At 63.6% G+C, this 23,065-nt stretch carries 21 protein-coding genes, 1 tRNA gene and 1 pseudogene; 11 read left to right on the top strand and 12 right to left on the bottom strand.

Going from position 1 to position 23,065, the window contains the following annotated elements; genetic code table 11:
• Positions 1–18: 18 nt before the first annotated feature.
• A pseudogene (locus tag ACOGJC_RS18440) lies at positions 19–966 on the bottom strand (IS1595 family transposase); the annotation flags it as partial.
• A 157-nt stretch (positions 967–1,123) separates the two neighbouring features.
• Here ACOGJC_RS18440 and ACOGJC_RS18435 point away from each other — a divergent pair.
• From ACOGJC_RS18435 to ACOGJC_RS18425, 3 genes are all read left to right on the top strand, one after another.
• Positions 1,124–1,196, top strand: a tRNA-Ile gene (locus ACOGJC_RS18435).
• A 263-nt stretch (positions 1,197–1,459) separates the two neighbouring features.
• Complete coding sequence (locus ACOGJC_RS18430) at positions 1,460–1,744, top strand: hypothetical protein (protein WP_419846450.1); 285 nt, start codon at positions 1,460–1,462, stop codon at positions 1,742–1,744.
• Between the two features lie 227 nt (positions 1,745–1,971).
• Complete coding sequence (locus tag ACOGJC_RS18425) at positions 1,972–2,745, top strand: hypothetical protein (protein ID WP_419846449.1); 774 nt, start codon at positions 1,972–1,974, stop codon at positions 2,743–2,745.
• Between the two features lie 180 nt (positions 2,746–2,925).
• Here ACOGJC_RS18425 and ACOGJC_RS18420 read toward each other — a convergent pair whose 3' ends face one another.
• Both ACOGJC_RS18420 and ACOGJC_RS18415 read right to left on the bottom strand, forming a co-directional pair.
• Positions 2,926–3,351, bottom strand: coding sequence for a type II toxin-antitoxin system VapC family toxin (locus ACOGJC_RS18420; RefSeq protein ID WP_419846448.1), 426 nt, complete (start codon positions 3,349–3,351; stop codon positions 2,926–2,928).
• Positions 3,348–3,584: a type II toxin-antitoxin system Phd/YefM family antitoxin gene (locus tag ACOGJC_RS18415; RefSeq protein ID WP_419846447.1), complete on the bottom strand. Its 237-nt coding sequence runs from the start codon at positions 3,582–3,584 to the stop codon at positions 3,348–3,350. The genes ACOGJC_RS18420 and ACOGJC_RS18415 overlap by 4 nt, the downstream gene beginning before the upstream one ends.
• 176 nt (positions 3,585–3,760) lie before the next feature.
• On the opposite strand from ACOGJC_RS18415, the gene ACOGJC_RS18410 reads away from it, so the two are divergent.
• The 3 genes from ACOGJC_RS18410 (at position 3,761) to ACOGJC_RS18400 (ending at position 6,974) form a co-directional block, all read left to right on the top strand.
• Entirely contained in the window at positions 3,761–4,135 is a 375-nt protein-coding gene (locus ACOGJC_RS18410; protein ID WP_419846446.1) for a hypothetical protein, read from the top strand.
• A gap of 67 nt (positions 4,136–4,202) precedes the next feature.
• Entirely contained in the window at positions 4,203–5,747 is a 1,545-nt protein-coding gene (locus ACOGJC_RS18405; RefSeq protein WP_419846445.1) for an AMP-binding protein, read from the top strand.
• Positions 5,748–5,804: 57 nt separating this feature from the next.
• Entirely contained in the window at positions 5,805–6,974 is a 1,170-nt protein-coding gene (locus ACOGJC_RS18400; RefSeq protein WP_419846444.1) for an aromatic ring-hydroxylating oxygenase subunit alpha, read from the top strand.
• A gap of 39 nt (positions 6,975–7,013) precedes the next feature.
• Here ACOGJC_RS18400 and nadA read toward each other — a convergent pair whose 3' ends face one another.
• Positions 7,014–8,108: a quinolinate synthase NadA gene (gene nadA, locus ACOGJC_RS18395; protein ID WP_419846443.1), complete on the bottom strand. Its 1,095-nt coding sequence runs from the start codon at positions 8,106–8,108 to the stop codon at positions 7,014–7,016.
• Between the two features lie 226 nt (positions 8,109–8,334).
• On the opposite strand from nadA, the gene uvrC reads away from it, so the two are divergent.
• The 3 genes from uvrC to rapZ all read left to right on the top strand — a co-directional run bounded on the left by uvrC (position 8,335) and on the right by rapZ (position 11,884).
• Positions 8,335–10,194, top strand: a complete 1,860-nt coding sequence (gene uvrC, locus ACOGJC_RS18390; protein ID WP_419846442.1) for an excinuclease ABC subunit UvrC — start codon at positions 8,335–8,337, stop codon at positions 10,192–10,194.
• A complete protein-coding gene (locus ACOGJC_RS18385; protein ID WP_419846441.1) occupies positions 10,191–10,943 on the top strand; it encodes a class I SAM-dependent methyltransferase in 753 nt (250 codons plus the stop codon). Before uvrC ends, ACOGJC_RS18385 begins: the two co-directional genes overlap by 4 nt.
• Before the next feature lie 68 nt (positions 10,944–11,011).
• A complete protein-coding gene (rapZ, locus tag ACOGJC_RS18380; RefSeq protein ID WP_419846440.1) occupies positions 11,012–11,884 on the top strand; it encodes an RNase adapter RapZ in 873 nt (290 codons plus the stop codon).
• Positions 11,885–11,908: 24 nt separating this feature from the next.
• Here rapZ and ACOGJC_RS18375 read toward each other — a convergent pair whose 3' ends face one another.
• The 3 genes from ACOGJC_RS18375 to ACOGJC_RS18365 form a co-directional block, all read right to left on the bottom strand.
• A complete protein-coding gene (locus tag ACOGJC_RS18375; protein ID WP_419846439.1) occupies positions 11,909–12,907 on the bottom strand; it encodes an SDR family NAD(P)-dependent oxidoreductase in 999 nt (332 codons plus the stop codon).
• A gap of 71 nt (positions 12,908–12,978) precedes the next feature.
• The gene (locus ACOGJC_RS18370; protein WP_419846438.1) at positions 12,979–14,220 is read right to left on the bottom strand and encodes a sulfotransferase family protein; all 1,242 of its coding nucleotides are present in this window, start codon (positions 14,218–14,220) and stop codon (positions 12,979–12,981) included.
• A 4-nt stretch (positions 14,221–14,224) separates the two neighbouring features.
• Positions 14,225–15,409, bottom strand: coding sequence for a DUF1214 domain-containing protein (locus ACOGJC_RS18365; protein ID WP_419846437.1), 1,185 nt, complete (start codon positions 15,407–15,409; stop codon positions 14,225–14,227).
• A gap of 80 nt (positions 15,410–15,489) precedes the next feature.
• Between ACOGJC_RS18365 and ACOGJC_RS18360 the strand changes: the two genes are divergently transcribed.
• Entirely contained in the window at positions 15,490–16,479 is a 990-nt protein-coding gene (locus ACOGJC_RS18360) for an LLM class flavin-dependent oxidoreductase (protein WP_419846436.1), read from the top strand.
• Positions 16,480–16,512: 33 nt separating this feature from the next.
• Positions 16,513–17,448, top strand: coding sequence for an LLM class F420-dependent oxidoreductase (locus ACOGJC_RS18355; protein WP_419846435.1), 936 nt, complete (start codon positions 16,513–16,515; stop codon positions 17,446–17,448).
• A gap of 6 nt (positions 17,449–17,454) precedes the next feature.
• On the opposite strand, the gene ACOGJC_RS18350 is transcribed toward ACOGJC_RS18355, so the two are convergent.
• Genes ACOGJC_RS18350 through ACOGJC_RS18330 form a run of 5 tightly spaced genes read right to left on the bottom strand, consistent with a single transcriptional unit; the run spans position 17,455 to position 22,994 of the window.
• Positions 17,455–18,654: a CaiB/BaiF CoA transferase family protein gene (locus tag ACOGJC_RS18350; RefSeq protein WP_419846434.1), complete on the bottom strand. Its 1,200-nt coding sequence runs from the start codon at positions 18,652–18,654 to the stop codon at positions 17,455–17,457.
• Positions 18,651–19,838: a CaiB/BaiF CoA transferase family protein gene (locus ACOGJC_RS18345; RefSeq protein WP_419846433.1), complete on the bottom strand. Its 1,188-nt coding sequence runs from the start codon at positions 19,836–19,838 to the stop codon at positions 18,651–18,653. The genes ACOGJC_RS18350 and ACOGJC_RS18345 overlap by 4 nt, the downstream gene beginning before the upstream one ends.
• Before the next feature lie 7 nt (positions 19,839–19,845).
• A complete protein-coding gene (locus tag ACOGJC_RS18340) occupies positions 19,846–20,652 on the bottom strand; it encodes an acyl-CoA thioesterase (RefSeq protein ID WP_419846432.1) in 807 nt (268 codons plus the stop codon).
• On the bottom strand, positions 20,649–21,728 hold the full coding sequence (locus ACOGJC_RS18335; protein WP_419846431.1) for an LLM class flavin-dependent oxidoreductase: 1,080 nt from the start codon (positions 21,726–21,728) through the stop codon (positions 20,649–20,651). Before ACOGJC_RS18335 ends, ACOGJC_RS18340 begins: the two co-directional genes overlap by 4 nt.
• A 9-nt stretch (positions 21,729–21,737) precedes the next feature.
• Positions 21,738–22,994: an amidohydrolase family protein gene (locus tag ACOGJC_RS18330; RefSeq protein WP_419846430.1), complete on the bottom strand. Its 1,257-nt coding sequence runs from the start codon at positions 22,992–22,994 to the stop codon at positions 21,738–21,740.
• Positions 22,995–23,065 lie beyond the last annotated feature (71 nt).

Here is a 23,065-nt window from a genome sequence, read left to right as displayed (position 1 = left end):
CCTCGGCCCGTCAGCTATCAACTCCTTGTAAGGGAGATGCTGTCCGTCCATACATCGTACCATGTAGCCCATCTGGTTGATGGTGTCCAAAGGCCGTATGTTGTGGCGATTGGAGAACTCTGAGACGTACCTGTGCAGATGCTCGTGAGACACCTGATGGAACGTGCCGTGATAGCCCCTTTTCAGCATCGCCCAGAAGCTCTCTATGCCGTTCGTGTGGGCCATGCCGTCCACATACTGTCCTGCCGAGTGCCTGACCGAGCGGTGTCCGTAGCCGTGGCGCTTCAGCGGCAGATATCCCTTCGCCTCATCGGTGTACACCGTCTCGCCCCAACCCACATGGTCCTTGACCATGCCCGTCAAAGACGCAGCGGACGTGTCGGGGATCACCCTGGCAGCGACCCTTCCTGAGCCGCGCTCGCGGACCCCCGCCACAACAGCCTTGCCGACCGGCCCGCCCGCGGCCTTCATGCGCTTGTCTTTGTGCTTGTTGGCCTCCTTGCCGCCCACATACGTCTCGTCGGCCTCTGATGCGCCGAACATCGACAAATCGTCGCTGCCCATGCCCTCTCGCAAGCGATGCGCCATGTACCACGCGGTCTTCTGGGTGACCCCCAAGTCGCGATGCAGCTTCATGGAAGAGATGCCCTTCAGGTTCGTCATCATCAGATAGACGGCCAGAAGCCACGTCTGCAAACCCAGCCTCGAAGACTGCATGACAGTTCCGTACTTCACAGAGAAATACTTGCGGCAGTCCTTGCAGTGCCACGGCATCGGCTTGCGGGACTTCACGCGGGACACAGAGATGCTTCCACAACGCGGGCAGGCGACCCTGTTCGGCCAGCGGCGCTGCTCGAACCAGGCTTCCGCGGCCGCGTCGTCGGGGAAGTGCTCGAAGAACTCTACGAGGCTGATGCCCCTGCGATCAGCGCGCCCAGGTGCTCGGAAGCTGTGCCTCTCATCCATACCAACACAGTACCAGCCGCCTGTGACAGTTCTATCCCAGTGAACTTCGATACATCCGCAGTAAAAACAGCCAAAATCGAACTAGAATATTCCTGAGAACATATCCACAGAACGCGCAAGAGCCGGGACTGCAATCCCGGCTCTTGCTTCAGTTCGTGGGGCTATAGCTCAATGGTAGAGCGGTCGATTTATACCCGATGCCGATGGGGGTTCGAATCCCCCTAGCTCCACTCTTCTGTTTTCAATACGGGCCTATAGCTCAGTCTGGACAGAGCATCGGCGTTACGAGCACGAAGGTCATGGGTTCGAATCCCATCAGCCCCGCAATATGAAATAGAAATATATCGCACCCCCAGCCCGGAATCAAACCCCGCGGCTGCGGCCACTCACCGGAGCTGCGCAGAATCTACGAAAGACCTGCTCACACCGGCTGTCTAGTTCTGTATGTAAGTCCCACTCGCCTGAAGTCCAGCGAGAGGCATTCGACGCCTTGATGCAAGCAGCCCTTGGTGTCTCGTCCGTAGAACCCCTGGAATCCAGTGCTGAAGCTAGGTCAGCCAATGGAGATGCCCAGCCAAGCCCACCAACGGCTAAGGGTAATTCTGCTAACGCTGCAGCACAGACCACTGGCACAAAGCCCAAGAAGAAAAAGGCCGCGTCAATATCTGTTGACCAAAATCTAGATATCAGGCCGAACGATAAGACTTCTCTTCCAGATTTTGCGACAGAAAAGAATCCAATATCAATGAAAGAGCAGTCGATGGTGATTGTGTATTGATTGCAAGAAGTAGCCACCCATTCGCAGATAGGTGTCAGTCAGATCTATACCTGCTACAGAGCACTGAAATGGAGAGCCCCGGCAAACCTCACGAATCACTTGCAAACACTATCTGCCACAGAGAAGTGGCTTGATACCTCCGATAGTCAGAATATCTCACTTACAACTCTTGGAAGCCAATTCGTAGAATTTGATTTGCCAAAGCCGGAAAAAGTGTAAGGTCATAGATGGGGGTGTTGCCGTCCAGAGCGCTTGAAGGGATTCCACCAACACTTCGAATTGAATTGCTTTCAGAATTCGACAAGATGATGCGAAACTATCGTGAATCAAGGTGGGAACCTTCTGAACTAGACGGTGCGAAATTCAGCGAAGTTGTGTATTCGGTTGTTAGAGGATTCATCGAAGGAAATTACCCGACGTCAGCGCACAAGCCCGCCAATTTCCCAGAAGCTTGTAGGCATCTAGAACAATCAAACAAGAGTTCTGCTCCGCACAGTATAAGGATATTGATCCCTAGGGTATTGCCTGGTCTCTATGATGTTCGAAATAACCGCGGAGTCGGTCATGTAGGCGGAGATGTGAAACCGAACCGCATGGATGCGACTCTAGTAGTTGAAATGGCTAGATGGGTGCTGGCGGAATTGGTTCGAGTGTTCCATGAGGTAACAGTTGAGCAGGCGCAAAGCATAGTGGACGGACTTGCTGATCGTATGGTTCCACTAGTTTGGGAATTGCCAGATGGCAGAATGCGTATCCTAAATCCGAATCTGTCAATGCGGGAACGCATGCTTGTGGTTCTTTACAGTTGCCATCCGGAACCGTTATCGGAAGGTGAGTTAGTTCAAAACGTAGAGGCCAAGAATGCAACATCCTTCCGGAGAGATGTTCTTCGGCCTGCCCACAAAAAGGCATTAGTCGATTATGACGACGGAGAACGAGTCGTCCGTCTTTCTCCGATGGGTATTCGTGAAGTTGAGGACAACATTGACCTTCAAGTGTAGGTACATACCGGGAGATCCGTCGACCTCTAAAGCGGGTTTCAAGTGGTCTGGAATTGGACTTCGATCGTGAGGCCGGTTCCGCCGCTGAGGCAGTGCGATCGGCGGTGGCCGACGTGGAGTCTGTCGAAGGACTGATGGTCGCTCGTCTGAACTGAGGTCATGAACTATGACCTCAATGGCTCACGGACGGTCGGGGTGGGGTATGGGTACCAGGTCTAGGCCAGAGATATCCGTGTAGTCGTCGGGGTTGGCGGTGTAGAGGGGGAGCTGGTTGGCGATGGCAGTGGCGGCGATGAGGGCGTCGTAAGCCCGGGCGGCGGGTTTGCGGCCAGCGCTGCGGAGGTCAGCGGCGACTCTGCCGAATACGCGGGCAGCGGTCTCGTCAAAGGGCACAACATCGAAGTCGGCTTCAGCTTGCTGGAGGTGAGCTTGGCGGCGGGCCCGCTCAGCGTCGGTGGATGCCACAAGCGGCCCAACGGACAACTCCGCCAGCGTAACCGCGGTGATCGAAGAGTCTTCGGGTAACAGGTCAGGATCGGTCAGCTGCGGAAGCAACAGCACGACGTTCGTATCAAGGATGCCCCGGTTCACTAATTCGGCGGTCATAGCGTCGGGTCGATGATCTCGTCGATGTCCTGGCGCATTTTGTCGGGGTCGACCTTGGGCAGATGGCGCCAGCGGTCAAGCAGAGTTTCAGGGTCTGGACCCTTGTGGCGCAGAGGCTGGAGTTCAGCTACTGGCCGCCCAGATCTGGTGACAATGATGCGCTCGCCTTTCTGCACTCGATCGATGACGTCGCCTCCTTGGTTGCGAAGCTCTCGAATCGTGACATATGCCATGGGCCAGAGTGTATCACCCGTGAGACAAGATACGGTTTCAATCTGCTTATCAAGCATTCTGCTCTCCCGACCGTGCCATTGACTTACGCGAGATTACCTGTAATATCAAGATATATCAAAGACTATCGCACCCAATCTTTAGGGCGCCCAGGGAAATCGCACAACGAGGAAGACTCATGATGGGCTCGGTCCTGACGGGGGTGACGATCGGTTGCTTCGGGTTGATGATGCTCAACCTGGGGTTGTACTTCCCGATCCTGAGGAACAAGTGGTATCGGCGGCGGCTGAAGAAGGTGCGGGCTGTTGGGCCTGATGGGACGGTTGTTACCAAGGACGACATTCGGCGCGAGCTAATGCGGGATCCTGTCGCGGCTGACCTGTTCACCAGCGACGACACGCCGGATGACGTGGCCCGGTATCTGTTCTTGGAGGCCGAGCGGCGGGCCATGCTGCGCAAGTGCAACCGCCTCGATGACGACGAAAACGACTTCTTTGCCCCGCCTCGCCGCTCTGGCCCCGATCCCGGCTTCCGCGGGTGCAACGAGGTGTAGGGAGACTGACTCAGTCAGCGGCCGCTACTCTCCCTCTGGCAATTGACCTAGGGGGAGCTATCTACGCATGTATCCGGGACAGCACGCTCGTACTACGCCGGACAAGGCGGCGCAGATTATGGCCAGCACGGGGGAGGTCACTACTTATAGGGAGCTGGATGAGGCGACTAATCGACTAGCCCAGCTCCTGCATTCCAGGGGGTTGCGGGAGGGGGACCACATCTGCATTTTGGCGGAGAATAATCGCCGGTATTACGAGGTGTTTTGGGCGGCGATGACGTCGGGGCTGTACTTCAGCACCATCAACCGGTACCTGTCGCCCGAGGAGGCGGCTTATGTGGTGAACGACAGCGGGGCGACCGCGCTGATAACCACCCAGGCGATGGCCAACACCGCGGCCCAAATGGTCGACCTCATTCCTGACTGCCGACACAAGCTGATGATGGACGGGGCCATCGACGGCTTCGAGTCGTACGAGGATGCGGTCGCGGCTGTGCCCAATGAGCCGCTGCCCCGTTTGCCCAAGGGCGAGGTGATGTTGTACTCGTCGGGCACCACCGGCAGGCCCAAAGGAATCAAGCGACCCCTGACCGGAGTGGAGGTACACGATGCCAGCCTGTCGGGCATCGGCATGCTCGAGCACCATCTGCTCGGCATGGACGAGAACTCGGTGTACCTGAGTCCGGCGCCGCTCTATCACTCCGCCCCGCTGATGTACAGCGCCGGAGTTCACGAGCTGGGCGGCACGCTCGTGATCATGGACCGCTTTGACCCGGAGCGCTTCTTGGCCTATGTGGAGCAGTATTCGGTGACCGACACCCAGATGGTGCCCACCATGTTCATCCGCCTGCTCAAACTGCCCGAGGAGATCCGCAACCGCTACGACATCTCGTCGCTGAAGATGGCGGTCCACGCTGCCGCGCCCTGCCCGGTTCCGGTCAAGGAGCAGATGATCGAGTGGTGGGGTCCGATCATCCAGGAGTACTACGCCGCCACTGAGGGCAACGGGCTGTGCTTCATCGGTGCCGAAGACTGGCTAGAGCACAAGGGGTCGGTGGGCAAGGCGATGATGGGAGTCCCCCACATATGTGATGACGACGGCCACGAGCTCGGAGTCGGGGAGCCGGGGGTTGTTTATTTCGAGCAGGAAACCCCAACCTTCGAATATCACGACGACCCGGAGAAGACGAAGGACTCCCGCCATCCCCAGCACGACAACTGGTCCACGGTGGGCGACGTCGGATACCTCGACGCCGACGGCTACCTCTACCTCACCGACCGGGCGACGTTCATGATCATCAGCGGCGGGGTCAACATCTACCCCCAAGAGATCGAGGCCTGTTTCGCATTGCACCCCCAGGTGGCCGACGTGGCCGTGTTCGGCTTGCCCGACGAGGAGATGGGGGAGTACGTCCACGCCGTGGTGCAGCTCGAACCCGATGTCGGGCCGTCGGACGAACTGGCCGAGGAGTTGCGGTCGTTCGCCCGACAGAACTTGGCCGGCTTCAAGGTGCCCCGTGTGGTGGACTTCCGGGCCGACTTCCCCCGGCTGCCCACCGGGAAGCTCTACAAGAAGCCGCTGCGTGAGGAATACCTGGCCCGCCAGTCGTGAAGACCAGTCGCTCTGGCTGGTTCCCAGTCGGATTTCCCCGCTAGGTAGGGTTGGCTGATGGCCTACACCGACGATGCGATCCGGGACTTGACCCGCCGGGTCTTCGGTCTGTGGCAGGACAACACCACCGATCTGGCCCCCGACGTGATGCGCCAGCCAGTTGACGCCTACCTCGACCAGGGGCGCTTCGAGTACGAGGTGGAGCGGATCTTCAAGCATCTGCCCTTGGCGCTGGCCCTCGGCTCCGAGCTTCCCGCCCCCGACACCTACAAGGCCATGGACGTCATGGGGGTGCCGGTGCTGCTCACCCGGGGGGCCGACGGCGCGGCCCGGGCGTTCCTAAACGTCTGCCGCCACCGGGGATCGCCGCTGTGTGAGGCCGGGTCGGCGGGATCGGCGCGACGGCTGAGCTGTCCCTACCACGCCTGGTCGTACGACACCGCCGGAGACCTCGTGGGCATGTTCGGCGGCCACACCTTCGGCGACGTCGACCGCGACCACCTCTCGCTCACTCCACTGGCCTGTGCCGAGACGGCCGGCTTCGTGTTCGCCTGCCTCACCCCCGGCATCACCTTCGACATCGACGCCTTTCTGGGCGACTTCGGCCCCTACGTCGCCGCCCTCGACCTCGACCAGTGGCACATCTTCGAGCAGCGCACCCTCGACGGCCCCGGCTGGAAGGTGGCCTGGGACGGGTATCTGGAGGGCTACCACCAGGAGCGGCTGCACCCCAAGACCGTGGGGCTGAACACCATAGGCAACCTCATGGCCCACGACACCTGGGGTCCCCACCAGCGCATCGTGTTCGGCCGCAAGTCGCTGCCCAAGCTGGTCGACCAGCCCGAGGACGAGTGGGATCTCGACGAGCACATCCGCCTGATCCACTCCATCTTCCCCAACGTGTCGATCTCCGGGATTCTGGGCGACTACTGCCTGCTGAGCCAGCTGTTCCCCGGTCCAACCGTAGACACCAGCCTCACCATCCAGACCGTGCTCTGCCGCCACAAGCCCTCCACCGATGAAGAGCGCGAAACAGCCGGGCAGTTCAGCGCCCTAGTGCTTCAGGCGGTGCGAGACGAGGACTACTGGGTGGGCTTTCAGATCCAGAACGCCCTCAAGAGCGGGGCCACCGCCGAGGTGCTGTTCGGGCGCAACGAGCCCAGCTTGCAGCACTACCACCACGCGGTGGAGCGCTATGCCGAACTGAGCGTGGACCGAGAGAGCTAGGCGTGCCGGGGAGCCAGTCCCGCTGCCCAGAAGCAACTGTTAAGTAATACTCAGCATCCGGTCGAGGGCGATGCGGGCATCGGCCGCAATCTCCGGGTGCACGGTGATGCGGTTGCGCACCTTGTCCTCCGCCAGGCCCTCCAGCGTCCAGGCCAAATGAGCGGCATCGATGCGGAACATGGTCGAGCACGGGCAGATCAGCGGGTCGAGCGACACCACCGTCTTGTCCGGGGTCTCGTCGTTCAGCCGGTTCACCAGGTGGATCTCAGTGCCCACGCCGATCACCGAGCCGGCCGGGGCCGCAGCCACCGCCTTGATGATGAAGTCGGTGGAACCCACCTGGTCGGCCACCGCGCACACCTCCCGGCTGCACTCGGGGTGTACCACCACGATCCCATCGGGATGCTCGGCCCGAAACGCAGAAACGTGGTCGGGCTGGAATCGCTGGTGTACCGAGCAGTGCCCCCGCCACAGCAACAACACCGATTCCTTGCACTCGGTCTCGGTCAGCCCGCCCAGCTCGAAGCGGGGATTCCACACCGCCATGTGGCTCTCGTCGTAGCCCATGTCGAACCCTGTATTGCGTCCCAGGTGCTGGTCGGGGAAGAACAGCACCTGATCGCCCCGCTCCAGCGCCCAGGTCAAAACGGCCCGGGCGTTGGACGACGTACACACCGCCCCGCCGTGGCGGGCCACGAACGCCTTCAGGTTGGCGGCCGAGTTCATGTAGGTGATGGGCACCACCCGGTCGATGTCGGTCACCCGGGCCAGCTCCTCCCAGGCCTCTTCCACCTGGTCGATGTCGGCCATGTCGGCCATGGAGCAGCCAGCGTTCAAATCGGGGAGCACCACCTGCTGGTGGTCGCCGGTCAAGATGTCGGCCGACTCGGCCATGAAGTGGACACCGCAGAACACGATGTACTCCGCTTCGGGGCGCTGCTGGGCCAGCACCGACAGCCGGAAGGAGTCGCCCCGGGCATCGGCCCACGCCATGACCTCGTCGCGTTGGTAGTGATGCCCGAGAATGAACAGCCGGTCGCCCAGGGTTTTCTTAGCGTCGCCGATCCAGTCCGCCAACTGCTCAGACGATGCCGTTGTGTACCGCTCAGGGAGCGGTCGCTGAACGCGCAACATGTTTTGAGAACCTCCGTGAGGTACGGGAACTCCAATTAGCAGCCGGTGGGGACAGCCGGGTCGCCTCGCCACGGGGATGTCGGCCTTAGAGTTCGATATGTCGCTGGATACCCGGCCAGCGTGAATTGAAATCATACCCGCCTTGATCCCGCAATGAAAAGAGGTGGGTTGGGTGTCCTGAAGGGAGGCAATCCGGCTGCCGCCCGGCTCGTAGGATGGGAGGAGCATGTTGAAGCGCCCGCCCCCCGGCACCATCCCCGACGCCGCGGGTTCGTACCAGTTCAAAGACCGGCACGGACGCCTCCTCTACGTGGGCAAGGCCAAGAACCTGCGCTCCCGGCTGGGCAGCTACTTCCAGAACCCGGCCTACCTGCCACCTCGCACCGCCCAGATGGTGGCCGAGGCGGAATCGGTGGAGTGGATTCAGGTGGATACCGAGGTGGAGGCGCTGATGTTGGAGTACAGCCTCATCCAACAGCATCAGCCCCGCTTCAACGTCCGCTACCGAGACGACAAGAGCTACCCGTTTCTCTGTGTGACCATGGTGGACGAGTGGCCCCGGGCCATGGTCATCCGGGGTCGCAAGAAGAAGGGCAACCGATATTTCGGCCCGTACGGCCACGCCTACGCCATCCGGGAGACCCTCGATCAACTGCTGCGCACGTTCCCCATCCGCACATGCAGCGACAACAAGTTCAACCACCACGCCCGGCTGGGCCGGCCGTGTCTGCTGTACCACATCGAAAAGTGCGCCGGGCCGTGCGTGGGCGAGGTTGAGCGGGAACGCTACGACCAGATGGTGGACGACTTATTGGCCTTCCTCGGCGGCGACACCGACGAAGTGGTGAAGCGGCTGGAGGACGACATGGCCGCGGCCGCGGGCGCCCTGGAGTTCGAGCAGGCCGCCCGTTGCCGAGACCGGCTGGCCAGTGTGCGCAAAGCCATCGAGGGCCAAGAGATGGTGGGGGGCCGCTCGGAAGACTACGACGTGGTCGGCTTGGTTGACGACGAACTCGAAGCCGCCTGCCAAGTGTTTTACATCCGCAAGGGTCGGGTCATGGGCCGCCGGGGGTTCATCGTGGACAAGGCCGGCCAGCTCAGTCGGCCCGAGCTGGTGAGCCGGGTGCTGGAAAGGCTGTATTTCGAGGAGAATCCGCTGGGCGGACCAAAGCAGGTACTGGTGCCCGACCTGCCCGACAACCAAGAGCTGTACGAAGAGTGGCTGCGGGAGCAGCGAGGGTCCAAGGTGGCCATCTCGGTGCCCCAGCGGGGAGTCAAGCGCAAGCTTCAGGAAACGGTGGCCCGCAACGCGGCCGATGCGTTCGCCCGCCATAGGCTCAAGCGCAGCACCGACCACAACAGCCGGGCCCGGGCCCTCAACGACCTCCAAGAGTGCCTCGGGCTGCCCGAGGCCCCCCTGCGGATCGAGTGCTACGACATGAGCCACCTCCAGGGGTCTGACTACGTGGGCTCGATGGTGGTCATGGAAGACGGGCTGCCCCGCAAGTCGGAGTACCGCCGGTTCAAGGTGCGCACGGTGGACGGCAACGACGACTACGCCGCCATGGAGGAGGTGCTCACCCGCCGACTGTCCAACTACCTGGCCGAGCGGGACCGCCCGGTGGAGGAGCGGGGGAAGTTCGCCTATCCGCCGCAGCTCTTGGTGGTGGACGGCGGCAAGGGCCAACTGGGCGTGGCCGAGCGGGTGCTGGCCGAGCTGGGCCTCGACGGGGAGATCTCCCCGGCCGGGTTGGCCAAGGAGTTCGAGCAGGTCTTCGTGCCCGGCCAACCCCACCCGGTGGAGATACCCCGGCCGTCGGAGAGCCTGTACCTGTTGCAGCGCATCAGAGACGAGAGCCACCGCTTCGCCAACGACTACCACCGCCAACTGCGGGGCAAGCGGATGACCAAGTCTTCGCTTGATGGCATCGATGGCCTCGGGCCCGCCCGCAGAACCCGGTTGGTGAAGGAACTGGGCGGGGTGCGAGCGGTAGAGCGGGCCTCGCTGGACGACCTGCTAGCGCTGAGCTGGCTTCCTGATGCCGTGGCCCATTCGGTGTACGAAAAGCTCCATGGCCCCCAATGAGTGAAGGACTCCCGGGCGAGAACCTGTGGGAGCAACACGCCGGGTGGTGGCAGGCGCAGTGCACCGATGGGGCTGATCCCGAGTACGCCGAGCTGATCATCCCGCTGGCCACCGAGCTCTTGGCCGGGTACGACCGGGTGCTGGACATCGGCGCGGGCGAGGGGCAGCTCTCCCGAATGGCGGCCGGACTGGGAGCGTCCCTGGTGGTTGGGGTCGACCCCACCCGAGCTCAGATAGCCGAGGCCGCCCGCCGGGTCGGGGGACCGGTCTATGCCCGGGGACAGGCCGAAGCGCTGCCGCTGTCCGATCAGTCGTTCGACGCCGCGGTGGCCTGTTTGGTGTTCGAACACATCGAGGCCATGGACGCCGCTGTGGCCGAAGCCGCCCGAATGCTGCGCGACGGCGGGCGATTCCTGCTGTTCCTCAACCATCCGCTGCTGCAAACCCCCGACAGCGGGTGGATCGATGACCACATCCTCGACCCGCCCGAGCAGTATTGGCGCATCGGTCCGTACCTGCGGGAGAGCGTGATGATCGAAGAAGTGCAAAAGGACGTGTTCCTGCCGTTCGTGCATCGCCCATTGAGCCGATACGTGAACGCCCTGCGCGACGCAGGGCTGGCCCTCGACCGCATGCTGGAGCCCGCACCACCACAGGGTTTTCTGGCCGCGGCCCCGGAATACCCCCAGGCCGAGACCATTCCCCGCCTGCTGGTGCTGGTGTGCCGGAAAGTGCGGCCAGAGAGCTGACCCGCACTTTCGCCCCCACGATTCGCGAATATCCAGAGCGGTCTGATCGCGGCCATTAGCCTGAAGTGGTGGCCGAGTTCGTCGTGATCACCGGGATGTCGGGGGCCGGCCGGTCGCAGGCCGCCAACCACTTCGAAGACCTCGGCTGGTACGTGGTGGACAACCTGCCGCCCGCACTAGTGCCCAAGGTCCAGGAGTTTGCCGATGCCCCCGACAGCGGGGTCTCGCGAGTGGGCCTAGTGCTAGGGCTGAACCTCTATTACGAGGATGTGGCCCCCGCCCTGGTCGAGCTCAAGGAATCAGCCGAGGGATCGGTGCGCATCCTTTTTCTCGACGCCTCAACCCCTGAGCTGGTGAAGCGATTCGAGAGCACCAAGCGCCGACATCCGTTCTCCAGCGTCCCGCCGATGGGTGTGTCCGACGCCATCGAGGCCGAGCGAGAGGCTCTGGTCAACCTGCGCAGCCAAGCCGACGTGGTGGTGGACACCTCCGAGTACAGCATCTACCAACTCAACCGCTTCATAGACGAGGTGTTCGACCTAGACGCCGGGCCGGAGTCGGTGACCACCCGGATCATGTCATTCGGCTTCAAGCACGGCATCCCGCTCGACGCCGACCTGGTGCTGGACTGCCGCTTCCTGCCCAACCCCCACTGGGTAGAGGAGCTCCGCCCGCTCACCGGCCAGGACGAAGCGGTGAAGGACTTCCTGCTCAACGGCCAGCCCATGGCTGAGACCTTTCTGCAAAAGACCGAAGACCTGTTGACCATGTTGGTGCCCGCCTATGTGCGGGAGGGCAAGTCGTATCTCACCATCGCCTTCGGCTGTACCGGGGGCCACCACCGATCGGTCTTCGTAGCCGAGGATGTCAGCCGCCGCCTCGTCGAGAACGAAGAGCTCGGAGTCCGCCCCCTCGTAATCCACCGGGACATCGATAAATAGCCCGGAGAGGCCGCGGCGTAACCCTCAGGTGGCATCCCGGGATTTCGCCACCATGGTTTCGCTGGCTTCCCACAGTCTGGTGCCGTTTCCTGGGTCGGCCGCGCTCTCCGACACTGGCTTGCGATTCATCAGGTGGAGGTACATCCCGGTGGATGCTCCTGCTTCAGGAGCGCAGCAGAGATAAATGATCGGTGCAATAGCCTTCTCGGGGGACCGGAAGAACAGCCGCAGCGCCGGGTTGACGATCGGCTTCAGCAGGGCGGGCGCATCTCGGGCGATCTTGGTGGACACGCCACCAGGGCACAGTGCATGCACGGCCACCTCGGTGCGCTCGCCCGGATTCAGGCGGCGCGACAGCTCGGTGGCATAGGTGCTCAACACCAGCTTGCTGAGTCCGTAGTGCCGCATGCTCTCCTTGATCCCGTATTCGGCGTACTCGCCGAGCTGCTCGAACTCGATGGCCTCATAGGACCGGTGCGATTCCGATGAGACGAACACGATTCTCGGAAGCTCGTCGTTGTGGCCCGCGGGACGAATGACGCCGTCCTTGAGCCACCGGTCGATCATCACCCGTTTGGACAAGAAGTGGACGGCGAACATGGTGTCGTACCCCTGCGGGGTCTCCCTCGCGGTGGGCGTCATCAAGCCGGCGTTCATGAGCGCAATGTCTATGGTCACGCCGCTTTGCATGAGTTGGTCGCAGCAGCGATGCACAGAGCGGACATCGGCCAGATCCACCTCGACCATCTCGACGGCCTCCGATCCCGACGCCTCCTTGATCTCATCGCAGGTTTCGTCGTGGCCGGGGCGGCAGGCCAGGATCATGGTGCCGCCCCGCCGGGCCAGCTCGATAGCAGCCGCCCGGCCCAATCCGCTGTTGGCCCCGGTCACCAGACACGTCTTGCCGTCGATCCGCACATCATCGGGGACTGGTTCGACGTCGGAGGTCCTCAGATTGCGGAAGTCGCGAACGGCCCCAGTGATCGCGTTGACCACGGTGCGCTTCTTTGGTGCTTGGCTCATGGCCAACGGTACATCGTTGCTCGGTCGCCGCTTCGCGCTCGTTGAGCCTTGCTTGGCCTATTCAAAGGGGCCTATTCGAAGGGAATCGCATAGGCCTCTCGGTACGCCGCGAAGGTTTCGTCCATGAGCTGCTCGCTCAACCCGAAGTGCTCGAGTCGATAATGGTGCTTTCCGAAGCGATTCTGCGGATTCGCCGCAACATACTGCTCGGCCAGTTCCTTGGCTTCATCTTCGAAGTCGATTCCTGCCACCTCGTAGATCCGCCGGACCTGGGCTAACGGGTCGCGGATCAGGTCGTAGTACGAGACGTCGACGAATCGTCCGCCTGGTGTCTCCGCCCGCGTCTTCATGGCCCACTCAACCATTCGGCGCGTCTTGTCGCACCAGTGGCGGCCGATTTCGATGGGGTCCACGTGGTCGCTGAACATGCCCCGGCCGTGGGCCACCATGCTGCAAAAAGAAGGGACGGCGACGCGAGGATCGCGGTGGGTCTGCACGACCGTCGCGCTGTCGAACACCTTGAGGAGCACGTCGAGGTACTCCAAGTGGTGAGGCGTCTTGAGCACCCAGGCGCTGGCTGGCCGCTGCCAAGTCAGCACCTTCAAGACCTGGCGGAAGTACTCGTAAGTCGCCGTGTGATCCTGGTCTTTCAGCCAGCGGGAATAACTCGGAACGTGCAAGATGGCTTCGGCTGACTGGCTCATGAAGTTGAGGTCGAGCAGCAGTACATCTTCCTCAGGCTGTTCGCGGTCAATGGGGTGGACCGCCATGAAATCCGGAGACAGGTAGGAAATAGTCCGCTCGGCCAACACCGCCCGCCGCTTGCGAGATCGCCCAGCCCGCTCGGCGGCATCGGTCGCCAGTACCGGCACCAGTGCTTCTTCCCCGGAGATGCCCCGGATCTCCGGGTGGGAATAGATGATGCGGTGAAGGAGAGTCGTGCCGGTGCGCTGAAGCCCGGTGATCACAATGACCGTGCCGAGGTCGATGTCATCGATTTCGGGATGCCGCTTGAGCAGGTCCTGAATGCGCAGCCGCTGAACCAGGGCGGCAGCCAGCCTGGACTTCTGGATCAACCGGCCGGTCGGGGTCAGCTGAGCCTCGTCATTGATCGACCCCACGAGCACTTGCAGGGCCTCCAAATGCCCGTCATCTCCGAAGTCGGAGAACCCGGTCTTGCGCTTCGCTTGCTTGATGAGGGTGTCGACGTTCAAAGCTCCCGAGAGCCCGATGCGCTGCCCGGCCCGGGCTAGCCGGTTGAAGACTCTGATGGGGACCGGGCGATAGGGGCTCTGATAGTCGGTGGACGTCAAGCCGCTACTCCGTCAGGCTGCTCAGCGGCACCACGCGGCACCGGGGCTGGGGGTGTTCGGAGGCTCGCACCCAGCGAAACGACATGGTGCCGAGCGAATGGCCTGCGGTTTCGATCCAGTTGGGCAGGCCGGGATTCTCTTGGGCCACGATCAGGCGAATCGACCCATCGGCTTCGTAGTGGGCCAGATGGCTGTTGGTGTGGATCGTGAAGTGGCGATAGTCCAGCGATTCCATCCAGTAGTTGCTGAGCTGGAAGTTCCAGTACTCGCATTCCGGGGGAGTTGCCTCGATCACCAGCGCCTCGTCGGGTCCCAGCGCCCAGTGGCTGTGGTAGTAGGTGATGTTGGGGTCGCCGCCGGCGTTTAGTGACACGTCTGGGTCGAACTGGGGGAGTTGGTTGCTGTGCTTGGAGAAGTCGCGGGCCCACTTGGTGAACAGCAGCGGTGCGCCCATCACCAGAGCTCCCACATTCTTCAATCCCTCATCCAAGGCCCTCGCCGTCAGGTGCGAGGGTTGGCGCTCTTCGGGGTTGCAGTTGATGCGTTCGATGCTCAACTCGGCGGGGATCTCCGTACCGCGGTCGGCAAAGGTCTGGCGCACCACCAAGGTGCCGGTCTCGGGCGTCATCGGCAGCCAGTTGCCCTCCTGGGGGGTGCTGCTCAGTATCAGTTCGAAGCACCCGTCGGCGTCCATCTCGATCTGGTCGGCTTCTATGTGTCCTGTGGGAGGCAGGCCGCCGCCTTGGCCGTAGTTGCCCGACTGGGTTCCGATGCTCAGGTAGGCAATGTTGTTGCGGCGCCCGGTGATCTTGTAGTCGTAGCTGCCGTCCAACGCGGCGGTGTAGTAGTAGTTGTCGGGATTGTCGGCGCCCAGCTTGGTGGTCTCGTTGGCCACCCGGTGCATCACCGGCGCCTTGGGGTCGGCGTGCTCGATAAATGCCATCAGCCCGGCCCGGGCGAGGCGGCTCAGGTGCCGGTAGCCCTCTGCCTGGTTGAAGGGATCGCGCGGCGCGCCGGGGAAGTTCATCGCCGCCCCTGCCGCCTTCAACGAATCGCAGAACTCCTCCCACGCCTTGCCGCTCACCACACGCTGTTCGGCCACATCATCGAGCGTCTTGCCTCGCATCTTTCGGATTAGAAGGGAGATCCGTCGAAAGGCACCGAGCACTCGAATAGCAAGCCGTCGCATGGCGAATGTCTAGTGACGGCCTCGGCTCGACGGCAACATGGGTCCGGCACTCAGCCACCTCGTTGAACCATGATGGACCGGTGAGATTCGGCCTGCTCCTGACTTCGGTTCACGGCCGGCCGGTGCCCGCGCACCAGCAGATCGCCGAGCACCACGAGTTGATCTCCGTGGCGGTGGATCACGGGTTCGACCTAGTAGTGGCGGGCCAGCACTTCGCCACCCCGACCCTGCGCTACCTCCAGCCCATTCCGTATCTGACCTCGATCGCCATGCGCTTCCCCTCGGTGAGCGTCGCCACTGGCATTCTGCTGATGCCCCTGCACCATCCCCTCACCATCGCCGAGGAGGTGGCCACCATGGACGCGGTGACCGGTGGGCGGGTGACCATGGGCGTGGGCATCGGCTACAGCCAAGACGAGTTCGACGCCTTCGGTATCGACCGCACCACCCGAACCGAGCGGTTCGAGGAGGCGGTGGAAATCATCCGAGCACTGTGGACCGGCCACTCCGTGACCCAACAGGGGCGATTCTTTCGGCTCAACAACGTGGAGGTGTCCACGCTGCCCGTTCAGCAGCCGCATCCCCCGATCTGGGTCGGGGCCCAGGTGGAGGCCTCGGTGCGAAGGGCTGCGAGGGTGGGCGATGCTTGGTACGCCGCGCCGTTCCCCACCCACCGAGAGCTCATCGATCTCTACCAGGCCTATCTGGAAGAGCGAGCGGCTCACGGCAACCGGGCGCAGGCCGCCATCCCCGTGCGCCGGGAGGTCTACATCGCCGACGGCCCTACTGAGGCCGAGGCAGCGGTGGCCGCGGGAGCGTCGTCGCGCTATGGCACGTATCGCTCTTGGGGGCTTGACGTGGACGACGGCATCGGCAAGAGCGATTGGCTGGACAACCGTTTTGTGCTCGGCAGCCCATCCGACGTGGCGGAAGGGCTCACTCACCTCATGGCTCAGATGGAGCACTCCCACTTCGTCTACAAGCCGCAGTGGCCCGGATACGACCATGCCCACGCGCTCGCCCAGCTCGAGCGGTTCGGGTCCGAGGTGATCCCGCTATTGTCCGGCTGACACCGAACGCACCAACTACCGAAAGCAGAGCCCATGGGATCAAACGACACGCCCTACCGCGGCCCAAAGATCGGTCTCTGCCTGCCCTACGAAGGCCCCGCCACAGCTCAGGACATCGTCGATGTCGCTCAAGCGGCGGAGTCGGCCGGATTGGACTCGGTGTGGGTGGGCGACCACATCGCCTTTCCGGTGGAGTTCACCTCGCACAACCCGACGATGGCCGACGGGAAGTACCCCTATCCCACCGACAACCCCCGCCTCGAGGCCCTGACCACCTTGGCCTTTGTGGCCGGGGCGACATCCTCCATCAGGTTGGCGGTGAATGCCTGCGTGCTTCCCCAGCGCAATCCGGTGGTCGTCGGCAAAGCCGTGGCCACCCTCGACTACCTGTCGGGGGGAAGGGTGATCTTCGGAGTAACCCTCGGATGGCTTCGCGAGGAGTTCGACGCCCTCGGTGCCGACTACGGCCGCCGTCGGCAGTTGCTTGAGGACGGCATCGAGATCCTGCGTGCCCTGTGGGAGCAGGACCAGCCCTCCTATGAGGGGGAGACCCATTCGTTCTTGCCCCTGAACATGCGGCCCAAACCGGTCCAGTCGCCAGTGCCCATCTTTGTGGGCGGTCACTCTCGCCCTGCGCTCCGCAGGGCCGCAGCGGTGGGCGACGGTTGGTCGGCCTCCCGGATGACTCCGGAGAGCTTGCCGCAATACGTGGCCTTTCTGCGGGAGGAGCGAAAGCGGTCGCCGCGGGCTGATCAACCCTTCACCGTGGCCACCACCTGCCCGGCCGCAGTGGGCGCCGGCCCGCCAGGAGTGCTCGACCTCACCGATGGCGATACCACGCGGAGCACGCTGGCTGCGCTAGGGGAGGCAGGGGCCGATGTCGTCAACATGGTCGTCGGCTCCTATGACCCTGGCGAGACCCGAGAGGCGGCCCACGCCCTGGGCCAGCACTGCAATTCAGCCCAGTAGGGGCCCTCAGGCTGTGCCCGCCACCCCAGCCTGGATCATGGCGGCAATTTCCTCGGGGCTGTAGCCCGCTTCGGCCAGGATCTCCTCGCTGTGCTGGCCCAGCACCGGGGGAGGCCCGGCGATCTCGCCGGGGGTGTCGTGCAGGCCGATCACCGGACCCAACTGGGGGATCTCGCCCAAAGTGGCGTGCTCCACCGACTGCACCAGTCCGGCCTGTTGCACCTGGGGGTGGTTGAGGATCTGCGAGAAGGTGTGGACCGGCCCGAACAGCGCCCGGTGCTGGTTGAACGACTCCTCCCACTCGGCGCTGGTCCGGGTGATGAAGATGCCCTGCAAGTACTCGGTGATCTCAGCGCGGGCGTCCACCCGCAGCTGGTTGGTCAGATAGCGCTCGTCGGCGGCCAACTCCGGTTCGCCGATGGCCCGGCAGAAGCGCTCCCACCCGTCGGCGCCGCCCCACACGCCGGTCACCACGTGGCCGTCGGCGGTCTGGAACGCCTCATAGGGCACCACCACGCTGTGGGCGCTTCCATGGCGCTCCGGGTCCTCCCCGTCCACCCAGTGCGAGGCCAGCCGGGTGGTGAGCGACGACATCAGGGCGAAGAGCATCGAGACGTCGATGAGCTGGCCCTTGCCGGTTTTTTCTCGGGCGAACAGGCCGAGCATGGCGGCCTGGGCGGTGACCAAGGCGCCGGTGAAATCGGCCATCGGGACCCCCACCAGATTGGGACCCCGATCAGGCTCCCCGGTCACCGACATGACCCCCGAGACGGCCTGGACCACCGGGTCGGTTCCCGGATAGGGGGCCAGCGGACCCTCTGGTCCGAAGGCGGTGAGGGAGATGTACACGATCTGGTCGTTGATGGCCGACAGGGCGTCATAGCCGATGCCGATCTCGTCGGCCACCCCGGGCCGGTAGCTGGTGACCACCACGTCGACCGTGGCGACCAGGCGATGGACCGCCTCAAGCCCCTCGGGAGTGCGCATGTCCAGTGCGAGGCTGCGCTTGCCCCGATTCCAGATGAGGAATAGAGCGCTCTCGCCGTCGACAAACGCGGTGCCCACGCCGCGGGCGCCGTCGCCATGGGGGAGGCTCTCCACCTTGATGATGTCGGCCCCGTAGTCGCCCAGGATCATGGTGCCGTAGGGACCGGCCATGTGGCGGGTGAAGTCGAGCACCCGGATTCCGTCGAGGGGCTTGGTCATGCCCGGCCTCCCGACAGGTCTTCTCCAATGAGCTTGCCCAAACCGACTTCGGCCAGGATCTCGTCGGTGTCGCCACCCAGGTCGGGGGGCGGAGGTAAGTCGGACAAGCCGGGCTGGGCGGCTTCGTCGGGGTTCGAGGAGAGATGCACCGGTGAAGCGGCCATTTGAACTCGCCCTCCGGGAAGCTCGGTTCCCCGGAGCACCCGGTTGACGGCGGCGTGGTCGCTGCTGACCGCCTCGTCGAGGGTGAGTATGGGGGCGAACGGTATCTCGGCTTCGTCGAGAAGGCGGTTCCAGTCGTCGAAGGTGCGCTGGCTGATGGCCTCGGCGATCAGCGGGAACTCGTCGTCGTATCCGAAGTCCATGCTGTGGGTCCACTCTCCCCGCGCCCGGAGTTGGTGTAGGTCGGTGAGGTCGCAGAACCACTCCCAGGCCACCTTCTCCAGCGGGCAGATGAGCAGGGCGCGGTGGTCGGAGGTGGCGTACATGGCGTAGCGCGATCCCAACGAGCGGTACTCGTGCCAGGGCTCGTCGTTGTTCACCCTGGTATTCACATCGCGCCAGTTCCACCACAGTGCGGTGTTCCAAATGGAGGTGTGTACGAACTGGGGTCCGCCACCCCGGTCTCGCTTGACGATGGCGGCCAGCACCCCCATGGCGCCGAAGACCCCGGCCAAAAGCACGCCGGCCGAGCGCCACCCGACTCTGGTTTGGGGCTGGCCGTCGTTCCACTCCACCTCGACCCGCCCGGCCAGAGCGTCCATGTTCTGACCGTGGGCCTTGTACTCGGCCCACGGTCCGGCCAGCCCGTAGCCCGAGATCACGCAGTACACCAGCTGCGGGTTGGCCTCGAGGAGGGTGTGGAAGTCGAGCCCTCGGCGAACGGCGTCTTTGGGGCGGGCGCCGACGATCACCGCGTCGGCCCATGCGGTGACCCCGGCCACCACCTCGGCCCAGTGGGGAGAGCGGGTGCTGATCGCGATGCTGCGGGTGCCGGGGTTGAGGGCGAGGTGCAGATCACTGACCCCGGCGATCTTGGGATCGTTGCCCCGGTTGCCGTCGCCCTGAACCGGGTGTTCGACCTTGATGACGTCGGCGCCCATCTCCACCAGCAGGTGCGAGGCCAGCGGCCCCGACATGTGGGTGGAGAAGTCGACGATGCGCAGCGGCGCCGGCTGGGTCATCGTCCGGTCACCCCAGAATGGCCAGGATCTGGCGGGACTGGCACAGCAGGGTGCCGTCGGGCGCCCAGATATCGAGGTCCCAATCCAGGTAGCCGCCGCGGACCAGCCCGGTGCGCGACCGCAGCAGCACCATGTCGTCGGCCTTTGCCTGGGACAGGTCGGCCCGGAAATAGGTGGTGTGGTCCAAGGTGGCGGTGGTGTACATGCGGTCGAGGCGCACCCACCAGCCCATCATCCCGATATCGCCGATCATCAGCAGACCGGGGGCGTCGATGGGGCGGGCCTGGGCGAAGCCGGCCCATCCCACCCGCTCCATGGGGCCGTCGGGCGCGGTGAACGGTTTCGGTCCGAGGCGGTCCTGCATGACCACGTTGTCGCCGTACGGATAGGCGAACTCGGGCACGTAGCCGTCGGTCTCCCGTCCCGGGGTGGGCGGGGCCACCTCGGGCATGGGCAGCTCGTCGAACTCGGGGCTGGGCCGGTCGGTGGCGAAGCTGGCCAACGCGGTGGCGATCAGCTTGTTGCCCTGCACCACCCGGGCCGCTGTGCTGATGAGCGTGCGGCCCGTGCGGAGCACGTCGGTCTGCACCTCGTAGTCGCCCTCGCCCGGCGCTCGCAGCAGATGGGCGGTGAACGACAGCGGGCGGTACTGGGCGTCGGTGACCGTGGCCGCCAGTCCGGCCATCAACTGCGCCTCCACCAGCCCGGCAGGAACGCGGCCCGAGGCCATCCACGACGGGGGTGTGGACGTGAGAAAGCGCCCATCGCCCAGTGGCGTGTGGGCGATGGCCTCATCGAATGATGCTGCGGTCACATGGCCTCCAGTGCCTCGGCCACCTCGTCGGCCACGGGGGCCAACGAGGCAGGGATGTCCTCGACGGGCATGGGCGGGACCTCGGCCAGCGCCGGTATGACCTCGCGTCCCATGGTGTCGAGATAGTCGATCACCTCGTCGATGGGCATTTCGGGCCACTGGGGCTTCACCACGAACGGGTCTATCGGCAGCTCTCGGGCCACCTCGGTGAAGTGGTCGATTACCTGCTGGGCCGTGCCCACCGCCACCGAGCCCTTCACCTCCTCGAAGAAGTTGCCCATGAGCGCCTCCTCGTCCAATATGTCGAGCTCTTTGCGGGCGTAGGTGAGGTAGCGGTCTTTGCTGAGCTCCACGAAATTGGATATTGCCTCCTCGTTGGTGGCGCCCACGAAGGCGTTGCGCCGCAGGGGCTGATGGCCCATCGGCTTGCCCCGTTCGGCGAATCCGGCGGCCATGATGCCCAAACGGACCCGCATCTCATGGATGTCGTACTCCGGCGGGATGATGAACCGGTCGCCCACTCGACCCGCCCGCCGGGCGCCCTTGCGGGAGTGCGCTCCCATCCAAATGGGGGGATGGGGTTGCTGCACGCACTGGATGTGGGGCGTGGCTCCCTGAATCTGCCAATGCTGGCCGTGGTAGTCGAAGTCCTCCATGGCCCAGCACAGCTTCATGATGTCGAGGCACTCGTCGAACAGGCTTACCCGCTTGTTGAAAGGGACGTTCATCAAGTCGAATTCTTCAGTCCGATATCCGAGCCCTAATCCGATATCGAGGCGACCTCGGGTGACGATGTCGAGGGTGGCCAGCTCCTCGGCCAGAATCACCGGGTGGTATTTGGGGGCCAGCAGCACGGTGGCACCTAACCGCACGTGGTCGTCGATCTCTGCTGCCAGGCGGGCCAGGAGAGGAACCGGCTGGAGCCAGCGCAGGTCGCCGTACAAGAAGTGCTGGCCGATGACGAAATGGGTGAGGCCGTTGCGCTGTCCGGCCTCCACTTGGCGCAGGATGCCGTCGAACTGCTCGATGGGGTCCACGTCGCGCGGCACGTCGCTGATGATCATGCCGAACTGCATGGAAGGCCCCTAAACGTCGATGCCGTAGAGCTCGGCGGCGTTGTCCTGGAGCACTCGGCGGCGGACATGGGGATCGACGTCGGCCAGCACTTGGGCAAAGTGCTCTCGGGCGCCCGGGAACAGGCATGTCGGATGGGGGACGTCGGTCTCCACCAGCACGTTGTTTACCCCGACGTCTTCAATGAGCTTGGCCGGGGCCGACCGCTCGAACCAGAACATGACCCAGATGTGGTCGTTGAAATACTCCCGGGGGCGGCGGGTGTTCAGGGCCAGCTCGTGGGCTTCGGTGACCATCTCGTCGTACTGGTACTCGAGGGCTTCGAGGATGAAGGGAACCCAGCCGATGCCGCTCTCGGCCGAGACGACCTTGAGGTTGGGGTAGCGGTCGAACAGGTCGCTCATGCACAGGTTGACGATGATGCGCACGTTGCTCATGTACATCTGGGTGGCGTGGATGGCGAGGCGACGCTGGTGGTCGAATTGCCCCCACCAGGTGTTGGGGGCCACGGGAATGGGCCGGGGCAGGTCGTCGGGGCCAGCCTCGCCGCCCACCCGGGCCTGCTGGAAGCGGGCGCCTCGGATGCTCTCCATCTCGGCCCGGCTCATGCCGGCGCCGATGTGGAAGTTGGCCACCGCTCCCGACTGGTTGAACAGGTCCCACATGGGGGCGAAATAGGGCTCCCACAGCTCGGGCAGGCCCACCATCTCGGGCTTGTCGGAGAGGGTGAACCCGGTGATGCCCTTGTCCAACAGCCGGGTCATCTCGGCCACGGTGAACTCCATGTCCCAGATCGGGAGCATGGCCTGGGGGAACAGTCGGCCGTTCGACTCGTGCTGGATGTCGACGAAGAAGTCGTTGTAGATCTCCAAGACCATCCGTCGCTGCGCCAGATCCTCGATGGCGAAGACGTGGTTGGAGGAGAAGCCGACGCCGTTGGGGTAGAGGATCTGGGCATGCACCCCGATCTCGTCGCAGAGTTCGAGCCGCTCCTTCACGGCCCAGGCGCTGGTGTCGATGATGTCGAAGGGCTGGACCACGTGGCTGCCCAGGATCTTCTCCTGGCCGGTTTGGATGGTGTTCCCGCCGGTACTGGCCCACAGCTCGCCGTCCAGATACCAGGCGGTGATGCCGTCGACCGTCTTCTGCACCGGCACTCGGTGGTGCATGGCGGCGGGGGCCCGGGCCGTCCACAACTCAGGCGGCTCAGTGAAATGGGAATCGCAGTCGATAATCTTCAGGCCGTCTAGCGGGTCATGTGCGTTCATGGCGTTCTTTCCTTGCTGCGACGGCTAAATCGATCATCGTAAATGGAAGAGTTCTTGCTCACGGGGGTTTC

This window comes from Candidatus Poriferisocius sp. (genome assembly GCF_965204015.1).
Classification (GTDB): domain Bacteria; phylum Actinomycetota; class Acidimicrobiia; order Acidimicrobiales; family Bin134; genus Poriferisocius.
Note: the sequence above shows the minus strand (reverse complement) of the source record. Positions and strands in the feature narration are given on the sequence as shown.

What these genes read in the sequence shown, in the direction of transcription:
- ACOGJC_RS18350 (WP_419846434.1), bottom strand. Translation starts at nt 18,654, where the DNA reads ATGACCAAGCCCCTCGACGGAATCCGGGTGCTCGACTTCACCCGCCAC.
- ACOGJC_RS18405 (WP_419846445.1), top strand. Translation starts at nt 4,203, where the DNA reads ATGTATCCGGGACAGCACGCTCGTACTACGCCGGACAAGGCGGCGCAG.
- ACOGJC_RS18345 (WP_419846433.1), bottom strand. Translation starts at nt 19,838, where the DNA reads ATGACCCAGCCGGCGCCGCTGCGCATCGTCGACTTCTCCACCCACATG.
- ACOGJC_RS18400 (WP_419846444.1), top strand. Translation starts at nt 5,805, where the DNA reads ATGGCCTACACCGACGATGCGATCCGGGACTTGACCCGCCGGGTCTTC.
- ACOGJC_RS18385 (WP_419846441.1), top strand. Translation starts at nt 10,191, where the DNA reads ATGAGTGAAGGACTCCCGGGCGAGAACCTGTGGGAGCAACACGCCGGG.
- ACOGJC_RS18375 (WP_419846439.1), bottom strand. Translation starts at nt 12,907, where the DNA reads ATGAGCCAAGCACCAAAGAAGCGCACCGTGGTCAACGCGATCACTGGG.
- ACOGJC_RS18365 (WP_419846437.1), bottom strand. Translation starts at nt 15,409, where the DNA reads ATGCGACGGCTTGCTATTCGAGTGCTCGGTGCCTTTCGACGGATCTCC.
- ACOGJC_RS18355 (WP_419846435.1), top strand. Translation starts at nt 16,513, where the DNA reads ATGGGATCAAACGACACGCCCTACCGCGGCCCAAAGATCGGTCTCTGC.
- ACOGJC_RS18430 (WP_419846450.1), top strand. Translation starts at nt 1,460, where the DNA reads ATGCAAGCAGCCCTTGGTGTCTCGTCCGTAGAACCCCTGGAATCCAGT.
- ACOGJC_RS18335 (WP_419846431.1), bottom strand. Translation starts at nt 21,728, where the DNA reads ATGCAGTTCGGCATGATCATCAGCGACGTGCCGCGCGACGTGGACCCC.
- nadA (WP_419846443.1), bottom strand. Translation starts at nt 8,108, where the DNA reads ATGTTGCGCGTTCAGCGACCGCTCCCTGAGCGGTACACAACGGCATCG.
- ACOGJC_RS18420 (WP_419846448.1), bottom strand. Translation starts at nt 3,351, where the DNA reads ATGACCGCCGAATTAGTGAACCGGGGCATCCTTGATACGAACGTCGTG.
- ACOGJC_RS18410 (WP_419846446.1), top strand. Translation starts at nt 3,761, where the DNA reads ATGATGGGCTCGGTCCTGACGGGGGTGACGATCGGTTGCTTCGGGTTG.
- ACOGJC_RS18415 (WP_419846447.1), bottom strand. Translation starts at nt 3,584, where the DNA reads ATGGCATATGTCACGATTCGAGAGCTTCGCAACCAAGGAGGCGACGTC.
- ACOGJC_RS18425 (WP_419846449.1), top strand. Translation starts at nt 1,972, where the DNA reads ATGGGGGTGTTGCCGTCCAGAGCGCTTGAAGGGATTCCACCAACACTT.
- ACOGJC_RS18330 (WP_419846430.1), bottom strand. Translation starts at nt 22,994, where the DNA reads ATGAACGCACATGACCCGCTAGACGGCCTGAAGATTATCGACTGCGAT.
- uvrC (WP_419846442.1), top strand. Translation starts at nt 8,335, where the DNA reads ATGTTGAAGCGCCCGCCCCCCGGCACCATCCCCGACGCCGCGGGTTCG.